Below are 19,379 nucleotides of genomic sequence, written 5' to 3'. Positions count from 1 at the left end.
GGACGGCGACGCCGCCGGTGACGGTCAGGGCGCTCAGCATGCCGGGCACGGTGCCGGTGACGCCGTGGCGGAGGCTGCGCCGGCGGTGCGGGTCGAGGCGTTCGGTGGTCACGGCCGCCTCCGTTCGTAGGCGCCGATGTCGAAGCCCGCGCCGGCGGGCCGGGCGACACCGTCGAGATCGAACCGGGGGGCGCGCTCGGGGCTGCCGGCGTCGACCGCGGCGGAGCCTTCGGCGAGGTGGTAGTCGCCGCGGGCCGGGTCGGCGAATCCCGGGTTTCCGGCGAAGTTGTGGTCGGCGGCGAACGGCCCGGCGTCGACCGGTCCGTCACCGAACACGTTGTTCCGCAAGGTGTTCGTTCCGGTGAACCGGTCGGCGTCGATCAGCAGGGAGCCGCGGGCATTGCCGGCGAAGGTGTTGTTGACGATCGTCAGGTCCCGCATCGTCCCGGTCGATTCGACCCACAGGCTCAGCCCGGCCTGCGCGTTACCGGTGGACAGGTTGTTGAAGATCCGGACCTTCGACAGCAGCCGGCTTTCCGAGTAGTCCTCGACGGCGAGTCCGATCCCGGCCTTGGTGCCTTCGCGGGTTCCGCCGACGACGTTGGCGTAGATGTCCACTATGGACGACGAGTCGACGTAGATGTTCGGACCGCGGTTGCCGGTGACGACGTTGTGGTGGATCTTCACCCGGGCGGCGTCGTCGTACTTGACGTCGATGCCTTCCTCGCCGTTGTCGTGCACGCGGCAGCCGGACACCTCGACGTCCGACGAGCCGGAGGCGATGCTCAGCGCTTCGTGGTCGGCCGAGGTGCCGCGGGAGTTGGTGCCGCGGATGTCGCAATCCACGATGCGCACCCGCCGGGAGCCGACCAGCACGAGCCCGCCGTCGCGGGAGCCGTCGACGCCGAAGCGGTCGAACACGAGGTCGTGCGCGCCCGCGGCGTAAACCCCGAAGCCGGTCGAGCCGGACACGGTCACGTCGGTGAACTCCAGCCAGCTGTGCCCGCCGACGGCCAGGCCGCCGGCGCCGCTCAGCACCGCGGTGCCGCCGATGCCGGTGAACCGGATCGGGCGCCCGGGTGCGCCGTCGCGGCGGACGGTCAGCCCACCCGGGTACGTGCCGGCCTCGATCGCGATCGTGTCGCCAGGGCGGGCCACGTCGGCCGCGGCCTGGACTCCTGCGTACTGGCCGTGCGGCCCGACGTGCAAGGTCCGCGGCGCCGGTCCGGCAGCCCCCTCGGCCGTCGGACCGGCCACGGCCGCCACCAGGAGCGCCACTCCGGCCAGCACCTGCATTGCCACGTTCTCGTCCCGTCTCCTCTGGTCCCCCTTTTCTAGCCGGGACCACCGGGGACCGGTCCCCAACTCACGGCAACCGCCGGACCAGAACCTCCGCCAACGACCGCGCCGTCACACACAACACGTCCCCACCCGCCGCGCCGGCATCCTCGACCGCCACCTTGACGACCTCCTCCCGAATCGGAGGAGTGCCATTCAGCACCGGCAACACCGGGGTATACGAGCGATGCACCACCATCACAGCGCACTCCGGACGCCCACCAGCCACCGGCGCCACAACCGCATTACGGTTCCCCACCCGCACCCGCTCACCCGGGACTTCCTCATCCCCTTCGATCGGCCATTCCCGGCTGTACTCCACGGTGACCGTGCGCGGATCGTGCTCCCACGTGCACTTCCAGCCACCGAACCCACGATCCGGTTTCTTCACCTGCCCCAGCACCCCGGCCGTCGTGGCGTCGTCGAGCAGACCACAGGCATCACCATGCGCCAGCGACCACTCCGGCAGCTGAGCGCGCCGCGGCAAAGGCCCATTCGCCAGCGTCGTCAGCACCCCGGACAGCACCGACTCCGAAAACGAACACACCGGCGCCTCCCTCGCACCCTCATCCAATGCACGTGAAGTGACAACGACCCGGTTCGCATCAGCCAGCGAAATAGCCCGCTCACACGAGCCGCCGCGGGCATCGGGATACTCGATCTCACCCATCCTCCCCGGCACCGGCGGCCGGGGCGGATACCGCAACGGACCCGTCAAATCAAGCCGCGTCTGCACCTGCCCGACCTTGCCGGTCAACGTCGTCGTGACCACACAGGTACCGAAATTCAGCACCTCGGGATCCACGAACGGCTCCCCGAACGACGCCAGCGCATTGATCGAAATCGCCGCACACGGATCCGTCCCCGCCGGATCGGCGCCGAGGGTGTTCGCCCCGGCCGGTGCGCTCGGGGTGGTCGCCCCGGCCGGCGCACCACTACCGGTAGTGGTCCACAACGGCCGACCGAGAACAAACCCCGCCACCAGCACCACCACCACCGCGACCGCGGCCCCAGCCAGCAACCGACGACGCATCCGACGACGCGGCCGCCGCGACACGGACGCCTCCGCCGTCAGCAACGAAACCGCCTCCACCGCCGAAGGCCGATCAGCCGGATGCCGCGCCATCAACACCGCAAGCACCGGCCCCAACTCCCCCGCCCGCTCCACCGGCACCGGCCGCCCCGCCGCAGCACGACGCATCTGCGCAAACGGACCATCCTCACCCGAACCCCACGGCGACCGGCCTTCGATCGCCGCGTACAAGGTCGCCCCCAACGAAAACACATCCGAAGCCGGCCCAGCCTCCGCGCCGTCAGCCACCTCCGGCGCGACATACCCCAGCGTGCCCGTCAACTGAGCACCACCCGTACGGGTGACCTCCGTCCACCGGGCAATACCCAAATCAGTCAGCTTCGCGACATCATCCACCGTCACCAGAACATTGCCCGGCTTGACATCACGATGAACAATCCCCCGCGCATGCATATCCGCAAGCGCCGCGGCCAGCTGCGCACCAATCCGCCGGACCCGCTCCCCAGACAGCGGGCCCCCATCATCGACAAGCTCCTCCAGGCTCCGGGCAGCCAGATACTCCGTGACCAGCCACCGCGCATCCCCATCGACCACCGTGTCGAACACCGTGACCACATTCGAATGCAGCAACCCCGCCCCGATCCGCGCCTCCCGCCGGATCTGCCCCGCATCCTCACCCAACGCCCGCTTGAGCGTCACCTGCCTGCCCAGCTCCAGATCCACCGCCCGCCAGACAACACCCATGCCACCCCGGCCGAGCTCCTCCTCCAGCCGATAACGACCAGCCACGACTCGCCCTTTGGTCACCCGGGCAGTCTACGAAACACCCGCCGACGCGAGGAGCCTTCACACTCGGTCAGCCTCGGGTGGTGAGGTACGGAGCGGGGTCGCTGCCGGCCTTCGCGCCGCTGTCGAGCCAGCGGAGGAACCCGCGGCGGTCGCGGCGGTCGATCTCGTCGAGGAAGTCCTGCCGTCGCTGGACGACGCGCTGGTGCGCCGAGTCGTCGGGGGTGACGAACAGGAGGTAGTAGCTGCGCCGCCACGCCATGCACAGCTCGTCGGTCGCCATCTCGGCCACCGGCACGGAGGACGCCGGCGACGTGGCCGAGGCCTGGACGTCGTGCGGGTTCCGGGCAGCGGCCGGCGCGTCCCGGGACCCCGGCCGGTCGCGGTGCCCGGCTCGCAGCCCGGCCATGGCGAGCAGGATCAGGACGGCCGCGGTGACGTCGCCACCGAACGCGGCCAGCAGACCGGCGATCACCAGGTAGGCCGCGACGAACGCCGCCGCGGCGGCAACGCCCATCGGCACGTCGGGTCCGCTCACCCCGACCTGTCGCCCACGCCGCAGCCGGGGAGCACCGGCCGCGACGAGCACCCCCACGCCCGCTCCCACCAGGATCCAGCCGATCAGGGCGTCCACGGGGGTGTTCCTCGCACCGATCACGGCCAGGACACAGCCCGGGACGACCAGGAACATTCCTGCCACGCGTGCCACCACCGTGCGCCTCGCCGTCCGGTCGGGCGCCGAACCGGACGGCCCGCGCCAGGGAATCCACGACCACCGAGGTCTGGGGTGTCACCTTCACCATAGCCCCGCGGCCAGGGAGAACGAGGTCACGTTGCAGCCGGAACTGATATCGGGTTCTCGCGGGAAACCACTCGCCCGGGTGAACCGCTCCCGGTACTGCCCGTCCTAGTCTGGAAGACCGCGCCCCGGACCCCGGCGACCGATGCCGTGCACCCCCGGTGCACCGCGAGCGAAGGCGGGCGCCGGTGGATGGCGAGCAGACCGATCGGCAAGTGCCCGGCCGGACGGGCAACGCGTACCGGCCGTGGCCCACGCGTCACGACGGTGGTTACCCTCCTGGCTGGGTCGTCCGCTACCGCAGCCGCGTCGGTCAGACCGGGCCCGCGACGCGCTGGGCACCGCTGTGGCGTGAGCACGTCGGCATTGTCGCGGGGCACAGTCTGCGCGACGAGCACACCAGCACCACCTGGGTACCCGTCCGCCCACCGGGGGCCGCCTCCGATGAGCAGGCAAGCCTGGTGCGGGCCACCGACATCGTCGACGCCCGGCCACCCGGCTTCGGCGAACGTGCCCGGAACTGAATCGTCGCCGGGGGGCACAACCGGCAGTCCCCTGCCCGGAACTCCGCGATCCGGGCCGGCGGCGTCCCCGCCGTCCCCGACTGCACCGGGTGACCAATGTCGAGCGGAGCGGTCGCGGTTGGTGAACGGGCGGCCGGTTCCGATCATCGGGTGAGGCTGGCAGACTCTGCCGGTGATCATCGGATACGTGCTCGCCGTCTTGGCCGCCCTCGCCTCGGGCAGCGGCTCGATCCTGGAGTCCGCCGGGGTCCGGCGAGCCGGCGCGTACGGCGGCACGCCCCAGGACCTGGTCGCGCTGCGGCGTCAGCCGCTTTACTTCCTCGGGCTCGGGGTGGACCTGCTGGGGTTCGTCTTCGCCGCCGCCGCGCTGCACCGCCTGCCGCTGTTCCTGGTCCAGTCGGTCCTCGCGTTCAGCGTCGGCGTGACCGCGACGATCTCCGCCGTCCTCGGCGTCCGGCTGGCCTCCGCCGGCTGGGTGTCGCTGGGGGTCGGCGCGACCGGCCTCGTCCTGCTGGGGCTGTCCGCCGACCCGAGCCCCGCACAGCCCCTGCCGTACGGCGGAAAGCTGCTCCTGCTGGGCGCGGCGATCCCGATCGCCGCGATCGCGTTCTACGCCGAACACCGCGACCGCCGCTGGTCGGCTCCCGTGCTCGGGTTCTGCGCCGGGCTGGGCTTCAGCGTCGTCGGCGTCTCGGCGCGCACCCTCGGCGCCTCGGGCCCGATCTGGCACCTGGCCGGGAATCCCGCGATCTGGGCGATGATCGTCAACGGCCTGGTCGCCGCGACGGCGTTCGCGATGGCCCTGCAACGCAGCCGTGCGACCGCCGTCACCGCCACCATGTTCACCACCAACACCGCCGTGTCCTCGGTCATCGGCTTGCTCTTCCTCGACGACCGGGTCCGCGACGGCTTCACCGCCGCCGCCACCGCGGGATTCGTCCTCGCCGTCGCCGGCGCGATCGGCACCGCTCACTACGCCGCCGCGCACCGTGAACTCGCCGAGAAACCGGGAAAGCCCTGAAGCTCGCGGCGCGTGCGTTCCGCCCTACAGGCCGTACCGGTTCTTCAGGTGCCGCCAGAAGTCGCGGAACATCCATTTGTCGAACTCGGTGATCTGGGCCGCGCTTCCCGCCTTCATCAGGAAGCAGCAGACGCCCGTCGGTGTCCAGTCGTAGAAGTCGTCCAGGCCGAACGTATGCCCCATCTCGTGCAGCAGGATGTGGATGTTGTCGTTGTCGAGCGAGTTGACGTAGTACTCGCTGCCGATGCGCTGCCCCCAGTCGCCGCCGGCGCCACCGCCGAAGCCGGCGGTCAGCCACAACGACATGTCGTAGTGCCGCGCGGTCCCGCCCGGGCAGCGGGGGTAGCTGCCGTTCTGGTTGAAGAACCGGCCGCATTCCGGAGCGCACTGCGGCGCGTTCTCGTTGATGTTGCCCGTGTAGACGTCGACGGAGTTGTCGGACCACTGCAGCGTGTTCCGGTTGCGGACCGCCCACCCGACGACCTTCAGCGGGACGTCCCGGTAGGGCCAGTTGTTGTAGCCCTGGCCGTTCTCCAGCTGGGCGTCCATCCACTTCTTGAACTGCCGGGCCAGTGCCGCGTGGATCCGGTCGCGCAGGGCCGCGGACACGGGCTGGTCGGAATCCCACCGTACGCAGTAGTTGACGTAGCCACGGTTGGCCATGATCTGGTCCCAGCCGTAGTTCCGGAACCCGTACAGGTGGGGATAGGTGCTCTCGACGTGGCGCCAGACCTCGTCGATCGGCCGCACGAGGTTCGCCGGCGGGTTCCACTGGTCGGCGGCGGCCGCCGGGGCCGCCGGGGCCGACAGCAGGCACGCCGTGGTCGCGAGCGCGGACAGCAGGGCGGTGCTCCATCGTGGTTTCATGGTTCTCCCTGGTGCGGGTCGAATTCTTCGATCGAACGCGCTAGAAGGAGGCGGGGAAACGCTTTCTGCCGGCGGGGTCGAAACAGCAGACCCACCCTCGGTCGAGCAAAGGTAGCCGGGCACCGGGGACCGCGCAATGCCCCTGATGTCGTATTCCCGCCGCCCGCATGGCGGCGAGTGGAGGTCCGGTCACTTCCGTGTGAGGTCTTCAAGTCTGGTCACGCAGTCGATAGAATCAGTCGCCTGAGAGCGCTTCCAGGCGTCTCGGGCCGACCCGCCGAGGAAGCGCTTTCAGTTCCGCCGAACCTGCGTCCACACTGCGCTCCGGCCGACTTGGGCACGGGAAGACCACATGCCGTGCCCGTCCCTTCACCCGTACCCGGAGGAACGCAGATGCAGCCCATCCGCCGCGGAAGCAGGCCGGCGGCCATCGCCGGCGTCGTCACCGTCATGGCGGCCGCCGTCACCATCGCCACCATCCCCGCCGCCCAGGCCGCGGCGGGCTGCCGGGTGACCTACCAGGTCGCCAGTCAGTGGCAGGGCGGCTTCACCGCGAACGTCGACGTCACCAACCTCGGCGACCCGGTCACGAGCTGGCAGCTGACCTGGTCGTTCACCGGCGGCCAGCGGGTCACCCAGCTGTGGAACGGCACCGTCGCCCAGTCCGGCGCCCAGGTCGCGGTCGGCAACGCCGGCTGGAACGGCTCCCTCGGCACCGGCGCGAGTACCGGGTTCGGGTTCAGCGGCTCGTGGAACAACGCCGCCAACCTCGTCCCCGCCGACTTCGCCCTCAACGGCACCCGGTGCAACGGTCCCGTCCCCCCGACGACCACCACCTCCCCGCCGCCTTCGGACGCGCTGACGCGAGCGCACACGGTGGGCCGGGTCAAACTCGCCGGGGACGGCGTGCAGTACACCTGGCCCGGTATCTCCTTCGAGGGCCGCTTCCGCGGCACCGGCGTGGACATCGTGCTCAACGACTCCAGCAACGACTACGACGTCCAGATCGACGGCACCACGGTCGCCACCCTGGTCACCCCGGGCCGCACCACCCACCAGATCCGGGGCCTGACCGCCGCCGAGCACAGCGTGCGGCTGGTCAAGCGCACCGAAAGCGCGTGGGCCGCGGGCGAGTTCGACGGCTTCGTCGCGGCACCCGGCGGTGAAATCCTCGCCAAACCCGCCGCCCGCACCCGGCAGATCGAGTTCATCGGCGACTCGCTGACCGCCGGCTACGGCAACCTCTCCACCACCCGCGACTGCTCGGCCAACGGCGGAGTCGACCGCAACACCAACACCGATCTCAGCTTCGGCGCCCTCACCGCCCGGGGCCTGAACGCCGACTACCAGGTCAACGCCCACTCCGGCCGCGGCATGGTCCGCAACTACAACGGCAGCGACCCCGGGACCGACTTCCGCACCTCCTACGACCGCACCCTGCAGAACGTCCCCGGCGACGTGTGGCGCACCCCCGCCACGTGGCGGCCGCAGCTGGTCGTGGTCGGCCTGGGCAGCAACGACTTCAGCACCGCCATCAACCCCGGCGAACCGTGGACCACCGACAGCCTGGTCACCGCGTACAAGAACGCCTACCAAGGCTTCCTCGACAAACTCCGCGCCCAGTACGGCTCCGGCACGATCATCGTGGTGGCCGCCACGAACCTGTTCGCCCAGACGGCCCAGCAGGTCGTCTCCGACCGCAACGACAGCCGGGTCCGGTTCTGGAACCTGGACGACCCGAGGCTGGACCGCCTCGGCTGCGACTGGCACTTCTCCCGCAACGACCACCGGCTCATCTCGGGACTGCTCACCGACTACGTCGCCACCCTCCCGCTGACCTGGTGACCCGGATTTCAGGACGGGTCGGCGGGCAGCGTGAGGCCGGTGGGGTCGTTGCCGCCTTGGTCGAGGCGGAACGGCGGGTAGGTGTCGGTCATCAGGCCGGCGTAGCCGGCGACTCGCAACGCCCACCGGTTCAGTCCGAGGATGACGGCGACGACGATGTAGTGCGGAATGGCCAGTAGCCACCACTTGACCAGCACCAGCCCGCGCGAGAGGTGCTGTGGGTAGTCCACCGACAGGTGTGCGGGATAGTCGGCGACCTCGTTGAGGGTGAACGGCGGGTACCGGTCGGTTCCGAGCGCACCGTAGGCGTAGTGCGGGTAGCGCCCGGTGATGAGGATCGCGAAGAACGCTACACCTACGGATTCGCGATCCAAGAGGCCGCGCTGCCGTTCGACTCCCCGGACACCGCCACCGAAGTGGCCGATCGGATGGTGCCGCAGATCTCTGCCGCCGAGTACCCGCACCTCGTCGAGATGGCCACCGAGCACATCCGCCGTCCCGGCTACGACTTCGGTGACGAGTTCGAATTCGGGCTCACCGTGATCCTCGACGCGCTCACCCGGTCCATGCCCGACGGTCACCGCCGCTGAGGATCCGCGGTGGCCAGCGGATCCGGGCTGGTCACCGTGGCTTCCGGATGACCGCGAGCCCCGTGAGTCCTGAGGTCAGGAGATCCGGGACCCCCTCGGCGTGGTCCGAAACGTGTGTCAAGGCGAATCCTGCCGCGAGCAGCTTGGCGTCGATCTGCTCGGCGATCGCCTGCAACCGTCGTCGTTCAGGCTCATTCGGGTTGTAGAGTTGTTTCGTCAGGTTGACAGTCACCCAGGTGTCGTGATCACGTACAGCGTAGTCGTCCTCGTTGTAGTTGTTTCCGGAACCGGATTTGAGCACAGAGCTCACCTCGGCGAACAATTCAGCGTTTTCGCGCAGCACCCCGAGGTACTGGACGACACGCTGGGCTCGGCGAGTGACGATGTGCTCGTCGCCAAGCTTTTCCCTGCTCGTCACCAGGGCTGCCCGGGCAAACTTTTCCGCGGCCGCCAATTCGCCGTCGCCGCCGAGGGCCAGGGCCAGGTTGCTGGTGACGGTCAGCGTGTCGGCGTGCTCGGGCCCGAAGACCTTCCGGAATCGCGACAGGAGGCCCACCCACTGGATTCGCGCTTCGCCGAAGTCGCGTTCACCGTAGTGACATGCAGCGAGCCTGTTCGCAAGAGCCAGGCTGTCCGGATGGTCCTCACCGAGATGCGTTTCCCATTCACCGTGCACCGCGCCCGCGATCCGCGCCCCGATCCACCCCTGCCGGGACACCTCGAGATAGCGAATGACGCGGACGAGCAGAGCGCGAAAGGTTTCCGCCTCGTGACTGCGGAAACCCGGCTGGCCGAGAAGGGTCCGCACGTGCGAGGAAAGCCGGTCGTAGACTGGCCAGTTCGCCGGGTCGTCAGGTAGCGGGGCCTGCACCTCGGCGTCCAGTTTCAGGACTGAGTCGTAAACTTCCTGGAGCCCGGTGGACTGACCGCGGTCGGCGGCGGCCAGCGCAGGGTCATCACTTCTCCGTTCCCAGGGACAGTTCGGAGCATGCCCCCCAGCTCCCCTCGCACCTGTGGCGCAGCGCCCACGAGCCGGGGGCAGCGTCGAGGACCTGCACCGGATAGGTCTCGAACGGCCGTCCGTTGTCGTTGATGACGGCTGTGCCCTCCCGTCCTGCGCAGATCCAGTCCAGTTCCACCTGCCACCGAACTTCTTCAGCGTTCGCATGGGCGGTGAACCGGAACTGCTCGACGTCGGTGGCGCTGATCGTGAACGGAAAATCCGGTCCGACGGGATCGAGGCGCGGTGAGCCGGCATCGAAACCGGGAAGGCGAGGCTCGACGTGCCTGTCGAGATTGGTCTCGAAGTGCCGAACCGACGGGCGCGCCCCGATGAAACCTTCGCGGCACGCCGGACGGGGTATCCGACGTGAAAGCACGACGACCCGTGCGGCGCGGAGAACGACCGCCCGGGTCGTCCACGCCTCCAGAGTGACGATGTAGGTGCTGCCGCTGGGCTCCATGACCCTCGGTGGATCGGCGTCCACCGCCAGCCGCGCGCCGGCTTTCCGGTGCACGGTCACGATGACCGGGTTCTCCAACGCACTCGGGCTGTCCCCCGCGGTCTGGTTTACGTGAACGCCGCCGTGCACCACGCCCGCTTGAACGACCATCTCGTACGCTCCGCCCGCCAACTCGTTGTGGAAGCGGAGGACCTTTTCTTCGCCACTCACAACAACCCCCTCGCGTCGACGCCGTGGGAACTGCTCCGTTCTAGCACGATCTTGACGCTTCATCCGCTCGGCGCGGCCGGGTACGACGTCCAGGTGACCACAGCCCAGCGTGTGGAACGCCAAGCAGCTGCCCCGTGGTCAAAGCGTGGAACGCCGCGCTGGCCGAAACCCGGCGGACCCGGAGCGTGCCGGCCGGCACCCGGGCGTCCTCGACAGGCCGTAGTGCACGGGCGCAGGCTCCCTGGGAGCTCAGCGGACGTGCACGACCGCGACCGGGCAGGGGGCGTGGTAGATCATCGCGTGGCTGACCGAGCCGAGCAGCACCCGGCCGAGGGCGCCGCGGCCATGGCTGCCGACCACCAGCAGCGCGGCGCCGGCGGCGGCGTCCAGCAACGCGCCGGCGGGCCGGTCGACACTGATCGTCCGGCGGACGGTGACGCCGGGATGCCGTTCGGCTGGGCGGGCCAGGGACTCGTCGAGCAGCTGCTGCCCGCGGTCGCGGATGTCCGGCCAGTCCTCCGCCCAGCCGCCGACGGGTTCCACGACGTGCATCGGCAGGTCGGTCCAGGCGTGCACGGCCAGCAGCTCGCGCCCGTGCCGGGCGGCGAAGTCGAACGCGAAGCCGATGGCGGCGGAGCTGATGTCCGACCCGTCGACGCCGACCACGACCGGCCCGGTCCCGGCGGACGCGTCGGCGGACCGGACCACGACCACCGGCCGGTCGCCGGTGTGCAGCACTTCCGCGGCGGTCGAACCCAGCACGACCCGGGGCAGCGCGCCTTGTCCGGACGGCCCGATCACCAGCAGTTCCGCCTGCTGGGCGACGCGGGCCAGCGTCTCACCGGTCCGGCCCGGTTCGACACTCGTCCGCACGGTCAGCTCCGGCCGGGACCTGCGGAGTTCTTCGGCGACGTCGGCCAGCAGCCGTTCGGCCTGGGTACGCGCGGTCAGCTCCTGGGTCGCCTCGTCCGTGCCGGGCACCAGGTGCGGGCCGGGCGGTGGCCAGTGGACGACGTGGACCACAGCCAGCGGGCAACCGCGGCTGACGGCCTCGTCCGCCGCCCACTCCACCGCCGTCCGGGCCGGGCCGGACCCGTCGTAGCCGGCCACCACCCCGCGGTCTGTCGCGAACGCTTCGGACATCACAACCTCCGCTCCGTGCGCCACCAGAGCCCGTCCGGGCGGTTACCCGGCCGATGCCGCCCTAATCGCGACGACGACGGCAGCCGGAGCACCCGGTCATCCGCCGAGCGCTCGGCTCACGCGCTCTCGGTGGCGCGGCCGGCCAGGTGCTCCGGGGGCCGGCGGGCATCATGGTCGCGCCGGCCGGGTGAGCGGCCGTCAGAACAAGGTTGCGGGCTCGACCGGTTCCGGCTCGGGCAACGCTTCCAGCCCGGGCACCCGTGCCCGCACCTCGTCGTGGAAGCGGCGGGCCAGTGCGGGTGCGTCGGCGTTGTCCGGCGTGTGCACGAAAACCGTCGGTGCGCGGCCCTCGCGCAGCCACCCGGTGACCACCTCGAGCCACGGCTGCCAGCCCTCGATCGTCTCCTCCGCCGAGTCCCGGCCCAGGTAGCGGATGATCGGGTGCCCGGTCAGGGCCCGCGTCCGCCGCGGCAGCCGGGGCTTCTTGGCCCAGGTCTCCTGCTCGGCCTCGCTGACCGGTGGGCTCCGGAAGAAAACCGTGGTGTCGAACGGCACCCACTCCGCGTCGGCGCCGGCCAGCACGCCCTCCAGCAGCGACGTCGCGCCGGTGTCGGTGAAGAACGCGGGGTGCCGCACCTCCACCGCCCGGCGGAGTTCGGCCGGGAGGCGGCGCAGGAAGCGGGCGAGGGCGTCGACGTCCCCGGGACCGAACGAGCCCGGCAGCTGGGTCCACAGGACCGCCCGGTCGCCGAGGGGTTCGATCGCGTCCAGGAACGCCCGCATCTCCACCTCGACCCCGGCGAACCGGCGCTCGTGCGTGACGACCTTGGGCAGCTTGACCACGAACCGGAACCCGGGGCCGGTCTGCTGCGCCCACGTCGCCACCGTGTCACGGGCCGGCGTGGCGTAGAAGGTGGTGTTGCCTTCGACCGCGTTGCACCAGCCGGCGTACGCGCGCAGGCGCTCCTTGGCCGGCAGCGACGGCGGCAGGAACCGGCCGGGCCACGCCTTGTGGGTCCACATCGCGCAGCCGACATGCAGACGTGCCACTGGGTCAGCTCCCTCCGATCCCGGGTGAAACTACTACCCGCGCAACGGATTTCCACAGCCGGTGTCATCGCCGGTGCCGTACTAGGCTGAGCTGGCCTGACCGGTCAGAGGATTTCCCGCCTCGCGAAAGGGTCCCCGCCATGTCGCAGCAGGATCGTCCCGGAACTTCGGCCGCGGGTGGGGTGAACCGGCGCCGGGTGCTCGCCGGCCTCGCCGGTGGGATGGCCTCCGCCGGGCTGCTCGGCCCGCCGGCGGCGGACGCGGCCGAGGCGGTGGAGTCGGTGGGGACGGGACAGACCCCCGAGCGCGATCGACGCGTCGAGGCGCTGCTCGCGAAGATGACCCTCGCCGAGAAGATCGGCCAGCTCCAGCTCGTCGGCGACGAGACCGCCGCCCGCGCGGCACTGGACGGCGGCCGGCTCGGGGGTGTCTTCTCCGTCGTCGGTGCCGCGAAGCTCAACGCCCTGCAGCGCATCGCCGTCGAGCGGACGCGGCTCGGCATCCCGCTGATCTTCGGTCTCGACGTCATCCACGGGTACACCACCAACTTCCCCATCCCGCTCGCCCAGGGCGCGAGCTTCGACCCCGCCGTCGCGGGCACCGACGCCGCCGTCTCGGCCAAGGAGGCCCGCACCAGCGGCATCCACTGGACCTACGCGCCGATGATGGACGTCACCCACGAGCCGCGGTGGGGGCGGATCGCCGAAGGGTACGGCGAAGACCCCTACCTCGCGACGCAGTTCGCCGTCGCCAAGGTCCGGGCCTACCAGGGCAACGACTACTCCGCACCCGACCGGGTTGCCGCCTGCGCCAAGCACTTCGTCGCCTACGGCGGCGCCGAAGGCGGGCGTGACTACAACACCGTGGACGTCTCGCTGCAGCGGCTGCACAACCTCTACCTGCCGCCGTTCAAGGCCTGCGTCGAAGCGGGTGTCGCGACCGTCATGGCGAGCTTCAACACCATCAGCGGCGTGCCGGCCCACGGCAACGGCCACGTCCTGCACGACGTCCTCAAGGGCGCCTACGGCTTCCGCGGGTTCGTCGTCAGCGACTACACCGGCATCGAGGAACTGATCCTGCACGGCCTGGCCGGCGACGGCGCGGACGCCGCGGCGGCCGCCCTGCCGGCGGGCGTCGACATGGAAATGGTCAGCACCAACTACGCCCGCTTCGCCGAGCGGCTGCTGGCCGAGCGCCGGATCACCCGCGACCAGCTCGACGACGCCGTCCGCCGGATCCTGCTCGTCAAGGTCCGGCTCGGCCTGTTCGAGCGCCCGTACGCCGACGAAACGGCCGAAGTGAAAGCGCCTTCACCGGCCGCGCTGGCCGCGTCCCGGCAGGCCGCCGCGCGCTGCATGGTGCTGCTCAAGAACGACGGACCCGTGCTGCCGCTGGCGAAGACCGTCGGCTCGGTCGCCGTCGTCGGGCCGCTCGGTGCGGCCACCTACGACCTCAACGGCACCTGGGCGGGCCTGGGCACCGGTGCCGGGACGACGCCGCCGGTGACCGTCGTCGACGGGATCAAGGCCGCGGTACCCGGTGCCTCCGTGAGCTACACGCCCGGGTGCACGGTCGACGGGACGGACACCGGCGGATTCGCCGCCGCCCGGCAGGCGGCGCGTGCCGCCGACGTGACGGTCGTGGTGGTCGGCGAAACCGCGGCGATGAGCGGCGAAGCGGCGGCACGCAGCGATATCGACCTCCCCGGCGTGCAGCAGCAGCTGGTGGCCGCGATCGCGGAAACCGGGAAGCCGTTCGTGGTCGTGCTCGTCAACGGCCGCCCGCTGACGATCCCGTACCTGCACGAGAACGCCCCCGCCATCCTCGAAGCGTGGGCGCCCGGCGTGCAGGGCGGCCACGCGATCGCGGACGTCCTGTTCGGCGTGGTCAACCCGGGCGGCAAGCTGCCGGTGAGCTTCCCGCGCGCGGTGGGCCAGATCCCGGTCTACTACAACCACGAAAACACCGGACGCCCGGCCGACCCGGCCAACAAGTACACGTCCAAGTACCTGGACCTGGCGAGCGGGCCGCTCTACGAGTTCGGCCACGGCCTGTCCTACACCACGTTCCGCGTCGACGACCTGCGGCTGTCGGGCACGCGCCTGCCGGCCCGCGGCGGCCGGCTCGAGGTCGGCGCCACCGTGACCAACACCGGCGGCCGCGCCGGCGACGAGGTCGTCCAGCTCTACCTGCGCGACCCGGTCGCGAGCATGGTCCAGCCGGTGCGGCGGCTGCGCGGCTTCCGGCGGGTGACCCTGGCCGCCGGCGCGTCGACGACGGTGTCGTTCACCCTCACCCCGGACGACGTCGGGTTCTACGACAACACCGCCCGGTTCCGGGTGGAGCCGGGCAAGATCGAGGTCTACGTCGGCACCAGCTCGGCCGCCACGCTCTCGGCGAGCTTCACCGTCGGCTGACGAGGAACGGCGCTGCGCGGGGTCAGCTGGTGGCGACCAGCGTGACCCCGAGGCCGACGAGCGGATGTCGAGGGTGCCCAGCACGAGGACCTGCGCGGCGGCCGGGCCCGCGGGGTCGAGGAACTGCGGCAGGACGCTGACGAAGAACAGTTCGGCTTCCGGAAGCGAGAACCAGGCACGCGCCCACGAATCAAAGGCATCCGCCACCGATTCGATGGCCGACCATTTCGGCCGGCACCCGGCGAATCAGGTCGTCAGGCCGGTGGCACCGATCGGTTCGGCCGCGGTGCCGAGCAGGTGCGCGAGCGCGTCGGCCAGGCGGCGGTGGCGGAACTCGTGGCCGGCCTCGGCCAGCCGGCGGGGTGCCACGCGCTGGTCGGCGAGCGCGAGTTCGCGGGCACCGTCCTGGCCGAGGAGCAGCCGGGGGCCGGACGGCGGCACCTCGGGCAGCGTCGGCCGCCTGAGCACGGTCCCCAGCGTGCGCGTGTACTCGGCGTTGCGCACCGGTTCCGGGCTCACCGCGTTGACCGGTCCACTGAGGACGGAGTCGGTCACGGCCCGCAGGTAGACGTCGGCCAGGTCGTCGATGCCGATCCACGGCATCCACTGCCGTCCGGTGCCGAGCGGGCCGCCCAGCCCGGCGGCGAACAGCGGGTACTGCAGCCGCAGCAAGCCGCCGCGCGGGCTCAGCACCAGGCCGGTGCGCACCCGGACCACCCGCAGCCCGGCCGCCGACGCCGGCTCGGTCGCCGCCTCCCACCCGGCGACGACGTCGGCGAAAAACCCGTGCCCCTGCGGGCTTTCCTCGGTGAGGACCGCATCGCCTCGGCCGGGCCCGTAGTAGCCGGTCGCGGACGCCGAGACGAACACCTCCGGCCCGCCGGGGGTGCGCGCGGCCAGGTCCGCGAGGGCCCGCGTCGGCGCGATCCGGCTGTCGCGCACGGCTCGCCGGTGCCGGTCGTCGAACGGGCCGTCGAGCGGGGCGCCGGCCAGGTGCACGACCGCGTCGACGCCCTCGAGCAGGTCCGCGGCCGGTTCCGCCGGCTGCCACGTCCGCTCGCCGGGGGCGGCCACGGGCCGCCGCACCAGCCGGACGACGCGGTGTCCCCCGGCGGTCAGCAGCGCCGTCAGGGCCGTCCCGGCCAGACCGCTCGCCCCGGTGACGGCGACCGTCAGCGGATCGTGCCGGTACCGCCGGAGCGCGGCCAGGTCCGCCGCCGACCGGCGGGCCCGGTCGGCGGCCAGCGAACGCAGGAAAGCTTCCGGCGCGGGGGTCACGATCACCTCTCGATGCACCGAAGATGCCATGTCCGGCGGAGCCTACGAGAAGACTCCCCCCGGCGCTCGCCGAACCACGGCCCGCAGACACCGCGTCACAATTGTTACACCCTTGTCGGTAATTCTGCGGAACCGGTTCCACGGCAAATGTGCCATTCTGTGCCAATGGGGAGAACAGGGCCGCTCGGCTTTCTCGGCGCCGACGTACTGGTCAAACTGCTCGGCGCGCTTTGCCTCCGGCCCCGGCTCGGTGATCGGCCGCGGAAACTCGACGAACAGTGCGAATGGGGTGAGTACCAGGACGAACGGTCCGAACGGCGTGGCCTTCCCATGGTGTGCCTCGTCCGGCCGCCGGAAAGCGGGGAGGTGCTCGCCGCCGTCGCCGAGCGGCTCAAAACCGCGAAACCGCACGGCAGCATCCGGTACGCGCGGCCCGGGCTCGCCGAACACGAAGGGCGGGACGAAGCCGGGCCGGCGACCGCCGATTCCGTCACCGTCGTCCGGGACGTCCTGCGTGAGGCGCGGAAGGAACTCGGCGACAGCGCGACCGCGCACACCAGCAGGGTGCCCTTCCCGCTGTTCGACCTCGTTTACTGGCTCATGCTGCAGGACTACGACGGCCGCGACGATCCCGACGGGGTGCTGCGGCGGGCCATCCGGCGGATCAGCCTCGCCGAGCGGTTCAGCTCGTCCGCCGAGGACGCCGCCCGGCAGCTGCCCGAAAACCAGGGCATCTGGAAGGTCTTCTCGCTGCTCGTGCGCGGGCTGACCCTGCTGACCTTCCGGATCGCCGTCACCGGGCGGGTGCCCCTGCTCTCCGGGCGGTACCGCTGGTTCCTGCGGCAACCCCACCTGGCCCCCGAAATGTCCGGCAGCTTCGTCCGCTTCGCCCGCCGGCTCACCGAGGGACAGTGGCAGGAAGAGGCCCCCGAGTACGTCTGCCGCCTGCTGCTCAACGCCTTCCTCGAAGACCTGCGGCGCGCCTACCGGCTGCGGCCCTGGCGGGTGTGGCGGCGGCGCCGGATGACCTACCCCGTCCTGCTGCTGGACGAGGTGAGCGTCGGGAACGGCGGCTACCGGCTGCTGGAGCTCGTCAACTCGGTCCGCAACCAGGTCGGGCGGTTCGACCCGCTGCTGGTCGTCAGCGCCAGCCCCGCGCCGCCGCCGGATGCCGAGCCGACCCCGCACCGCCCGCAGTTCCAGGCGGAGCAGGCACGCGCCGCGTACGTGGCCTGGCAGAACCAGCTCGAACGCGACCGGCGTGAGCGCCGGCCGACCGCCTGGTACCTGCCGGTCGGCGTCCGGCCACCCGCCGACGACGACGAGCCGAAGGTCCGGCAGATGCTGCAGACCCTCGGCAGCGACTACCGGTTCCGCAAGCAGGTCCGGCCGCCGTGGTGGGCGAGCCGCTGGACGCGGATCGGGGTGCCGGTGGTGGTCGTCGCGCTGGTCGCCGGGTTCGTCGCCTACCGCACCCACGACACCTACGCCGAGCACTGCGGCTCCGACAACCACTGGCTTACCTGGACGGGCAGCGAGTGCGTCGGCACCACGGACGGCTCCCAGGACATCTTCCAGCCGTCGGACGCGACCATCCGGCAGGTCGAAGCGGTCGTGCTGGACCAGAACCGCCGCGCGGAGCGGCTGCACGCGGCCCACCCGGAGCGGCCGTACATCACGCTCGTCGTGCTGCAGGCGCTGACGTCGTCCAACAACCTCGCGGAGGGGCTGACCACCGAACGCGAATCCCTGGAGGGGGTCGCGGTCGCCCAGCTGCGGCAGCTGAACGCGCCGGGCTCGGGCGACCCGATCGTCCGGGTGCTCATCGCCAACGCGGGCCGCAACATGCGCGAAGGCGTGCGGGTGGCGAACCAGCTGCGGCTGCAGGCCCAGCAGGACAACAGCATCGTGGGGGTGGTCGGGCTCGACCTGAGCAGCGAGCCGACCCAGCGCACCATCGCCGCGCTGACCAACGCCGGGCTGCCGATGGTCGCCTCGACGCTGTCCGCGGACCCGCTGGCCGACCTGAACCCGATGTACTTCCAGGTCACCCCGCAGAACCGGCGCGAAGCCGCGGTGGCGGCCGGGTTCGCCGAGCAGCTGCCGGGCCCGCGCGTGGTCCGCGTCTACTACTCCGACGACGACGCCGACATCTACAGCACCAACCTGCGTGACGACGTCATGCAGTCCTTCCGCGAAAAGGGGTTCCAGGCCGAGGGGCGGGCGTTCACCCCGGACGGGGAGCTCGGCGGGCCGCCGTCGCACGTGCGGTACGGCGAGACGCTGCTGGGCAACGCCGGCGCGGCGGGCCGCGACACCTGTTCGTACGACGGGGTGGCGTTCTTCGCCGGCCGGGGCGTCCCCGACTTCGGCCAGTTCCTCGGCAGCGCCGCGCAGTGCGGCAGCCGGGCCACGGTGATCGGCGACGACGACGTCACGCGGTTCGTCGCCGACCAGAACGAACGCCGGCGCAACCGCGCGCTGCCCTACTACTACCTGTCGTTCGCCACCGCGCCGGTCACCGAGCCGAGCGGCGTGGCCCTCGACTTCTACACGACGCTGGACCAGACGCTGTTCCCGTTCGAGCGGACGCCGGAGGGCCGCTCGTACGACGGCCACGCCGCCCTGGCCTACGACGCCGCCCAGGTGGTGATCGTCGCGGCGGCGTACCTGCGCGAGACGGCGGCCGAGATCCCGGTGACGCCGGGCGCGATCTGGCGCCAGATCACCGCCATCCACACTTCGCGCCCGGGTGCGAAGCAGGTCAACAAGTACCTCGAAGGCGTCACCGGCATCATCGACTACGGCGGCGACATCAGCCGGAACGTGCCGCAGAACAAGCCGGTCGCGGTGATGGGCGTCTCGGGCGGCGAAGTCGACAAATCCCTGCACGGCTACTGCGGCGCCGCCGGCGGTCCGACGTCCGACACCTGGTGCCCGGTCGATCCCTGACCGGCGGCCTCCGTGGCGCCGTGAGTGTGGCCAAACCCGGCAAGGTGAGCAAAACTCACCTTC

The 19,379-nt window shown here is 71.1% G+C and carries 15 protein-coding genes and 1 pseudogene; 6 read left to right on the top strand and 10 right to left on the bottom strand.

Annotation, left to right across the window (positions count from 1 at the left end; all coding sequences use genetic code 11):
- Positions 1–108 precede the first annotated feature (108 nt).
- The 3 genes from ACLJQE_RS42825 to ACLJQE_RS42815 all read right to left on the bottom strand — a co-directional run bounded on the left by ACLJQE_RS42825 (position 109) and on the right by ACLJQE_RS42815 (position 3,848).
- Positions 109–1,296, bottom strand: a complete 1,188-nt coding sequence (locus ACLJQE_RS42825) for a right-handed parallel beta-helix repeat-containing protein (protein WP_410645596.1) — start codon at positions 1,294–1,296, stop codon at positions 109–111.
- A gap of 70 nt (positions 1,297–1,366) precedes the next feature.
- Entirely contained in the window at positions 1,367–3,178 is a 1,812-nt protein-coding gene (locus tag ACLJQE_RS42820) for a serine/threonine-protein kinase (protein WP_410645591.1), read from the bottom strand.
- A gap of 49 nt (positions 3,179–3,227) precedes the next feature.
- Positions 3,228–3,848: a hypothetical protein gene (locus ACLJQE_RS42815; protein ID WP_410645595.1), complete on the bottom strand. Its 621-nt coding sequence runs from the start codon at positions 3,846–3,848 to the stop codon at positions 3,228–3,230.
- A gap of 296 nt (positions 3,849–4,144) precedes the next feature.
- On the opposite strand from ACLJQE_RS42815, the gene ACLJQE_RS42810 reads away from it, so the two are divergent.
- On the top strand, positions 4,145–4,480 hold the full coding sequence (locus ACLJQE_RS42810; RefSeq protein ID WP_410645590.1) for a hypothetical protein: 336 nt from the start codon (positions 4,145–4,147) through the stop codon (positions 4,478–4,480).
- A gap of 172 nt (positions 4,481–4,652) precedes the next feature.
- The gene (locus tag ACLJQE_RS42805) at positions 4,653–5,501 is read left to right on the top strand and encodes a hypothetical protein (protein ID WP_410645589.1); all 849 of its coding nucleotides are present in this window, start codon (positions 4,653–4,655) and stop codon (positions 5,499–5,501) included.
- Between the two features lie 24 nt (positions 5,502–5,525).
- Here the strand turns inward: ACLJQE_RS42805 and ACLJQE_RS42800 are convergent, their stop codons facing one another.
- Positions 5,526–6,368 (bottom strand): hypothetical protein, encoded by an 843-nt coding sequence (locus ACLJQE_RS42800; protein WP_410645588.1) that lies wholly within the window; start codon positions 6,366–6,368, stop codon positions 5,526–5,528.
- A gap of 393 nt (positions 6,369–6,761) precedes the next feature.
- Between ACLJQE_RS42800 and ACLJQE_RS42795 the strand changes: the two genes are divergently transcribed.
- Positions 6,762–8,213 (top strand): cellulose binding domain-containing protein, encoded by a 1,452-nt coding sequence (locus tag ACLJQE_RS42795; protein WP_410645587.1) that lies wholly within the window; start codon positions 6,762–6,764, stop codon positions 8,211–8,213.
- A 41-nt stretch (positions 8,214–8,254) separates the two neighbouring features.
- Here ACLJQE_RS42795 and ACLJQE_RS42790 read toward each other — a convergent pair.
- A pseudogene (locus ACLJQE_RS42790) lies at positions 8,255–8,566 on the bottom strand (DUF4389 domain-containing protein); the annotation flags it as partial.
- Between ACLJQE_RS42790 and ACLJQE_RS42785 the strand changes: the two are divergent.
- The gene (locus tag ACLJQE_RS42785) at positions 8,450–8,803 is read left to right on the top strand and encodes a TetR/AcrR family transcriptional regulator C-terminal domain-containing protein (protein ID WP_410645586.1); all 354 of its coding nucleotides are present in this window, start codon (positions 8,450–8,452) and stop codon (positions 8,801–8,803) included. The pseudogene ACLJQE_RS42790 and the gene ACLJQE_RS42785 sit on opposite strands and share 117 nt — an antisense overlap.
- 31 nt (positions 8,804–8,834) lie before the next feature.
- Here the strand turns inward: ACLJQE_RS42785 and ACLJQE_RS42780 are convergent, their stop codons facing one another.
- The 4 genes from ACLJQE_RS42780 to ACLJQE_RS42765 all read right to left on the bottom strand — a co-directional run bounded on the left by ACLJQE_RS42780 (position 8,835) and on the right by ACLJQE_RS42765 (position 12,642).
- Entirely contained in the window at positions 8,835–9,674 is an 840-nt protein-coding gene (locus tag ACLJQE_RS42780) for a tetratricopeptide repeat protein (protein WP_410645585.1), read from the bottom strand.
- An 85-nt stretch (positions 9,675–9,759) separates the two neighbouring features.
- Entirely contained in the window at positions 9,760–10,476 is a 717-nt protein-coding gene (locus tag ACLJQE_RS42775; RefSeq protein ID WP_410645584.1) for a hypothetical protein, read from the bottom strand.
- 249 nt (positions 10,477–10,725) lie between these two features.
- Entirely contained in the window at positions 10,726–11,619 is an 894-nt protein-coding gene (locus ACLJQE_RS42770; RefSeq protein ID WP_410645583.1) for a universal stress protein, read from the bottom strand.
- 198 nt (positions 11,620–11,817) lie between these two features.
- Complete coding sequence (locus ACLJQE_RS42765) at positions 11,818–12,642, bottom strand: DUF72 domain-containing protein (RefSeq protein WP_410645594.1); 825 nt, start codon at positions 12,640–12,642, stop codon at positions 11,818–11,820.
- A 167-nt stretch (positions 12,643–12,809) separates the two neighbouring features.
- Here ACLJQE_RS42765 and ACLJQE_RS42760 point away from each other — a divergent pair, with 167 nt between their 5' ends.
- On the top strand, positions 12,810–15,086 hold the full coding sequence (locus ACLJQE_RS42760; protein ID WP_410645582.1) for a glycoside hydrolase family 3 N-terminal domain-containing protein: 2,277 nt from the start codon (positions 12,810–12,812) through the stop codon (positions 15,084–15,086).
- A gap of 246 nt (positions 15,087–15,332) precedes the next feature.
- Here ACLJQE_RS42760 and ACLJQE_RS42755 read toward each other — a convergent pair whose 3' ends face one another.
- Positions 15,333–16,394, bottom strand: coding sequence for a TIGR01777 family oxidoreductase (locus ACLJQE_RS42755; protein ID WP_410645581.1), 1,062 nt, complete (start codon positions 16,392–16,394; stop codon positions 15,333–15,335).
- 135 nt (positions 16,395–16,529) lie between these two features.
- Here ACLJQE_RS42755 and ACLJQE_RS42750 point away from each other — a divergent pair, with 135 nt between their 5' ends.
- Positions 16,530–19,316, top strand: coding sequence for an ABC transporter substrate-binding protein (locus ACLJQE_RS42750; RefSeq protein ID WP_410645580.1), 2,787 nt, complete (start codon positions 16,530–16,532; stop codon positions 19,314–19,316).
- Positions 19,317–19,379 lie beyond the last annotated feature (63 nt).

The sequence above is a fragment of the Amycolatopsis sp. lyj-346 genome, from assembly GCF_046548975.1.
GTDB lineage: Bacteria > Actinomycetota > Actinomycetes > Mycobacteriales > Pseudonocardiaceae > Amycolatopsis.
The sequence above is the reverse complement of the archived record's forward strand: the minus strand, read 5'-3'. Positions and strand labels throughout refer to the sequence as shown.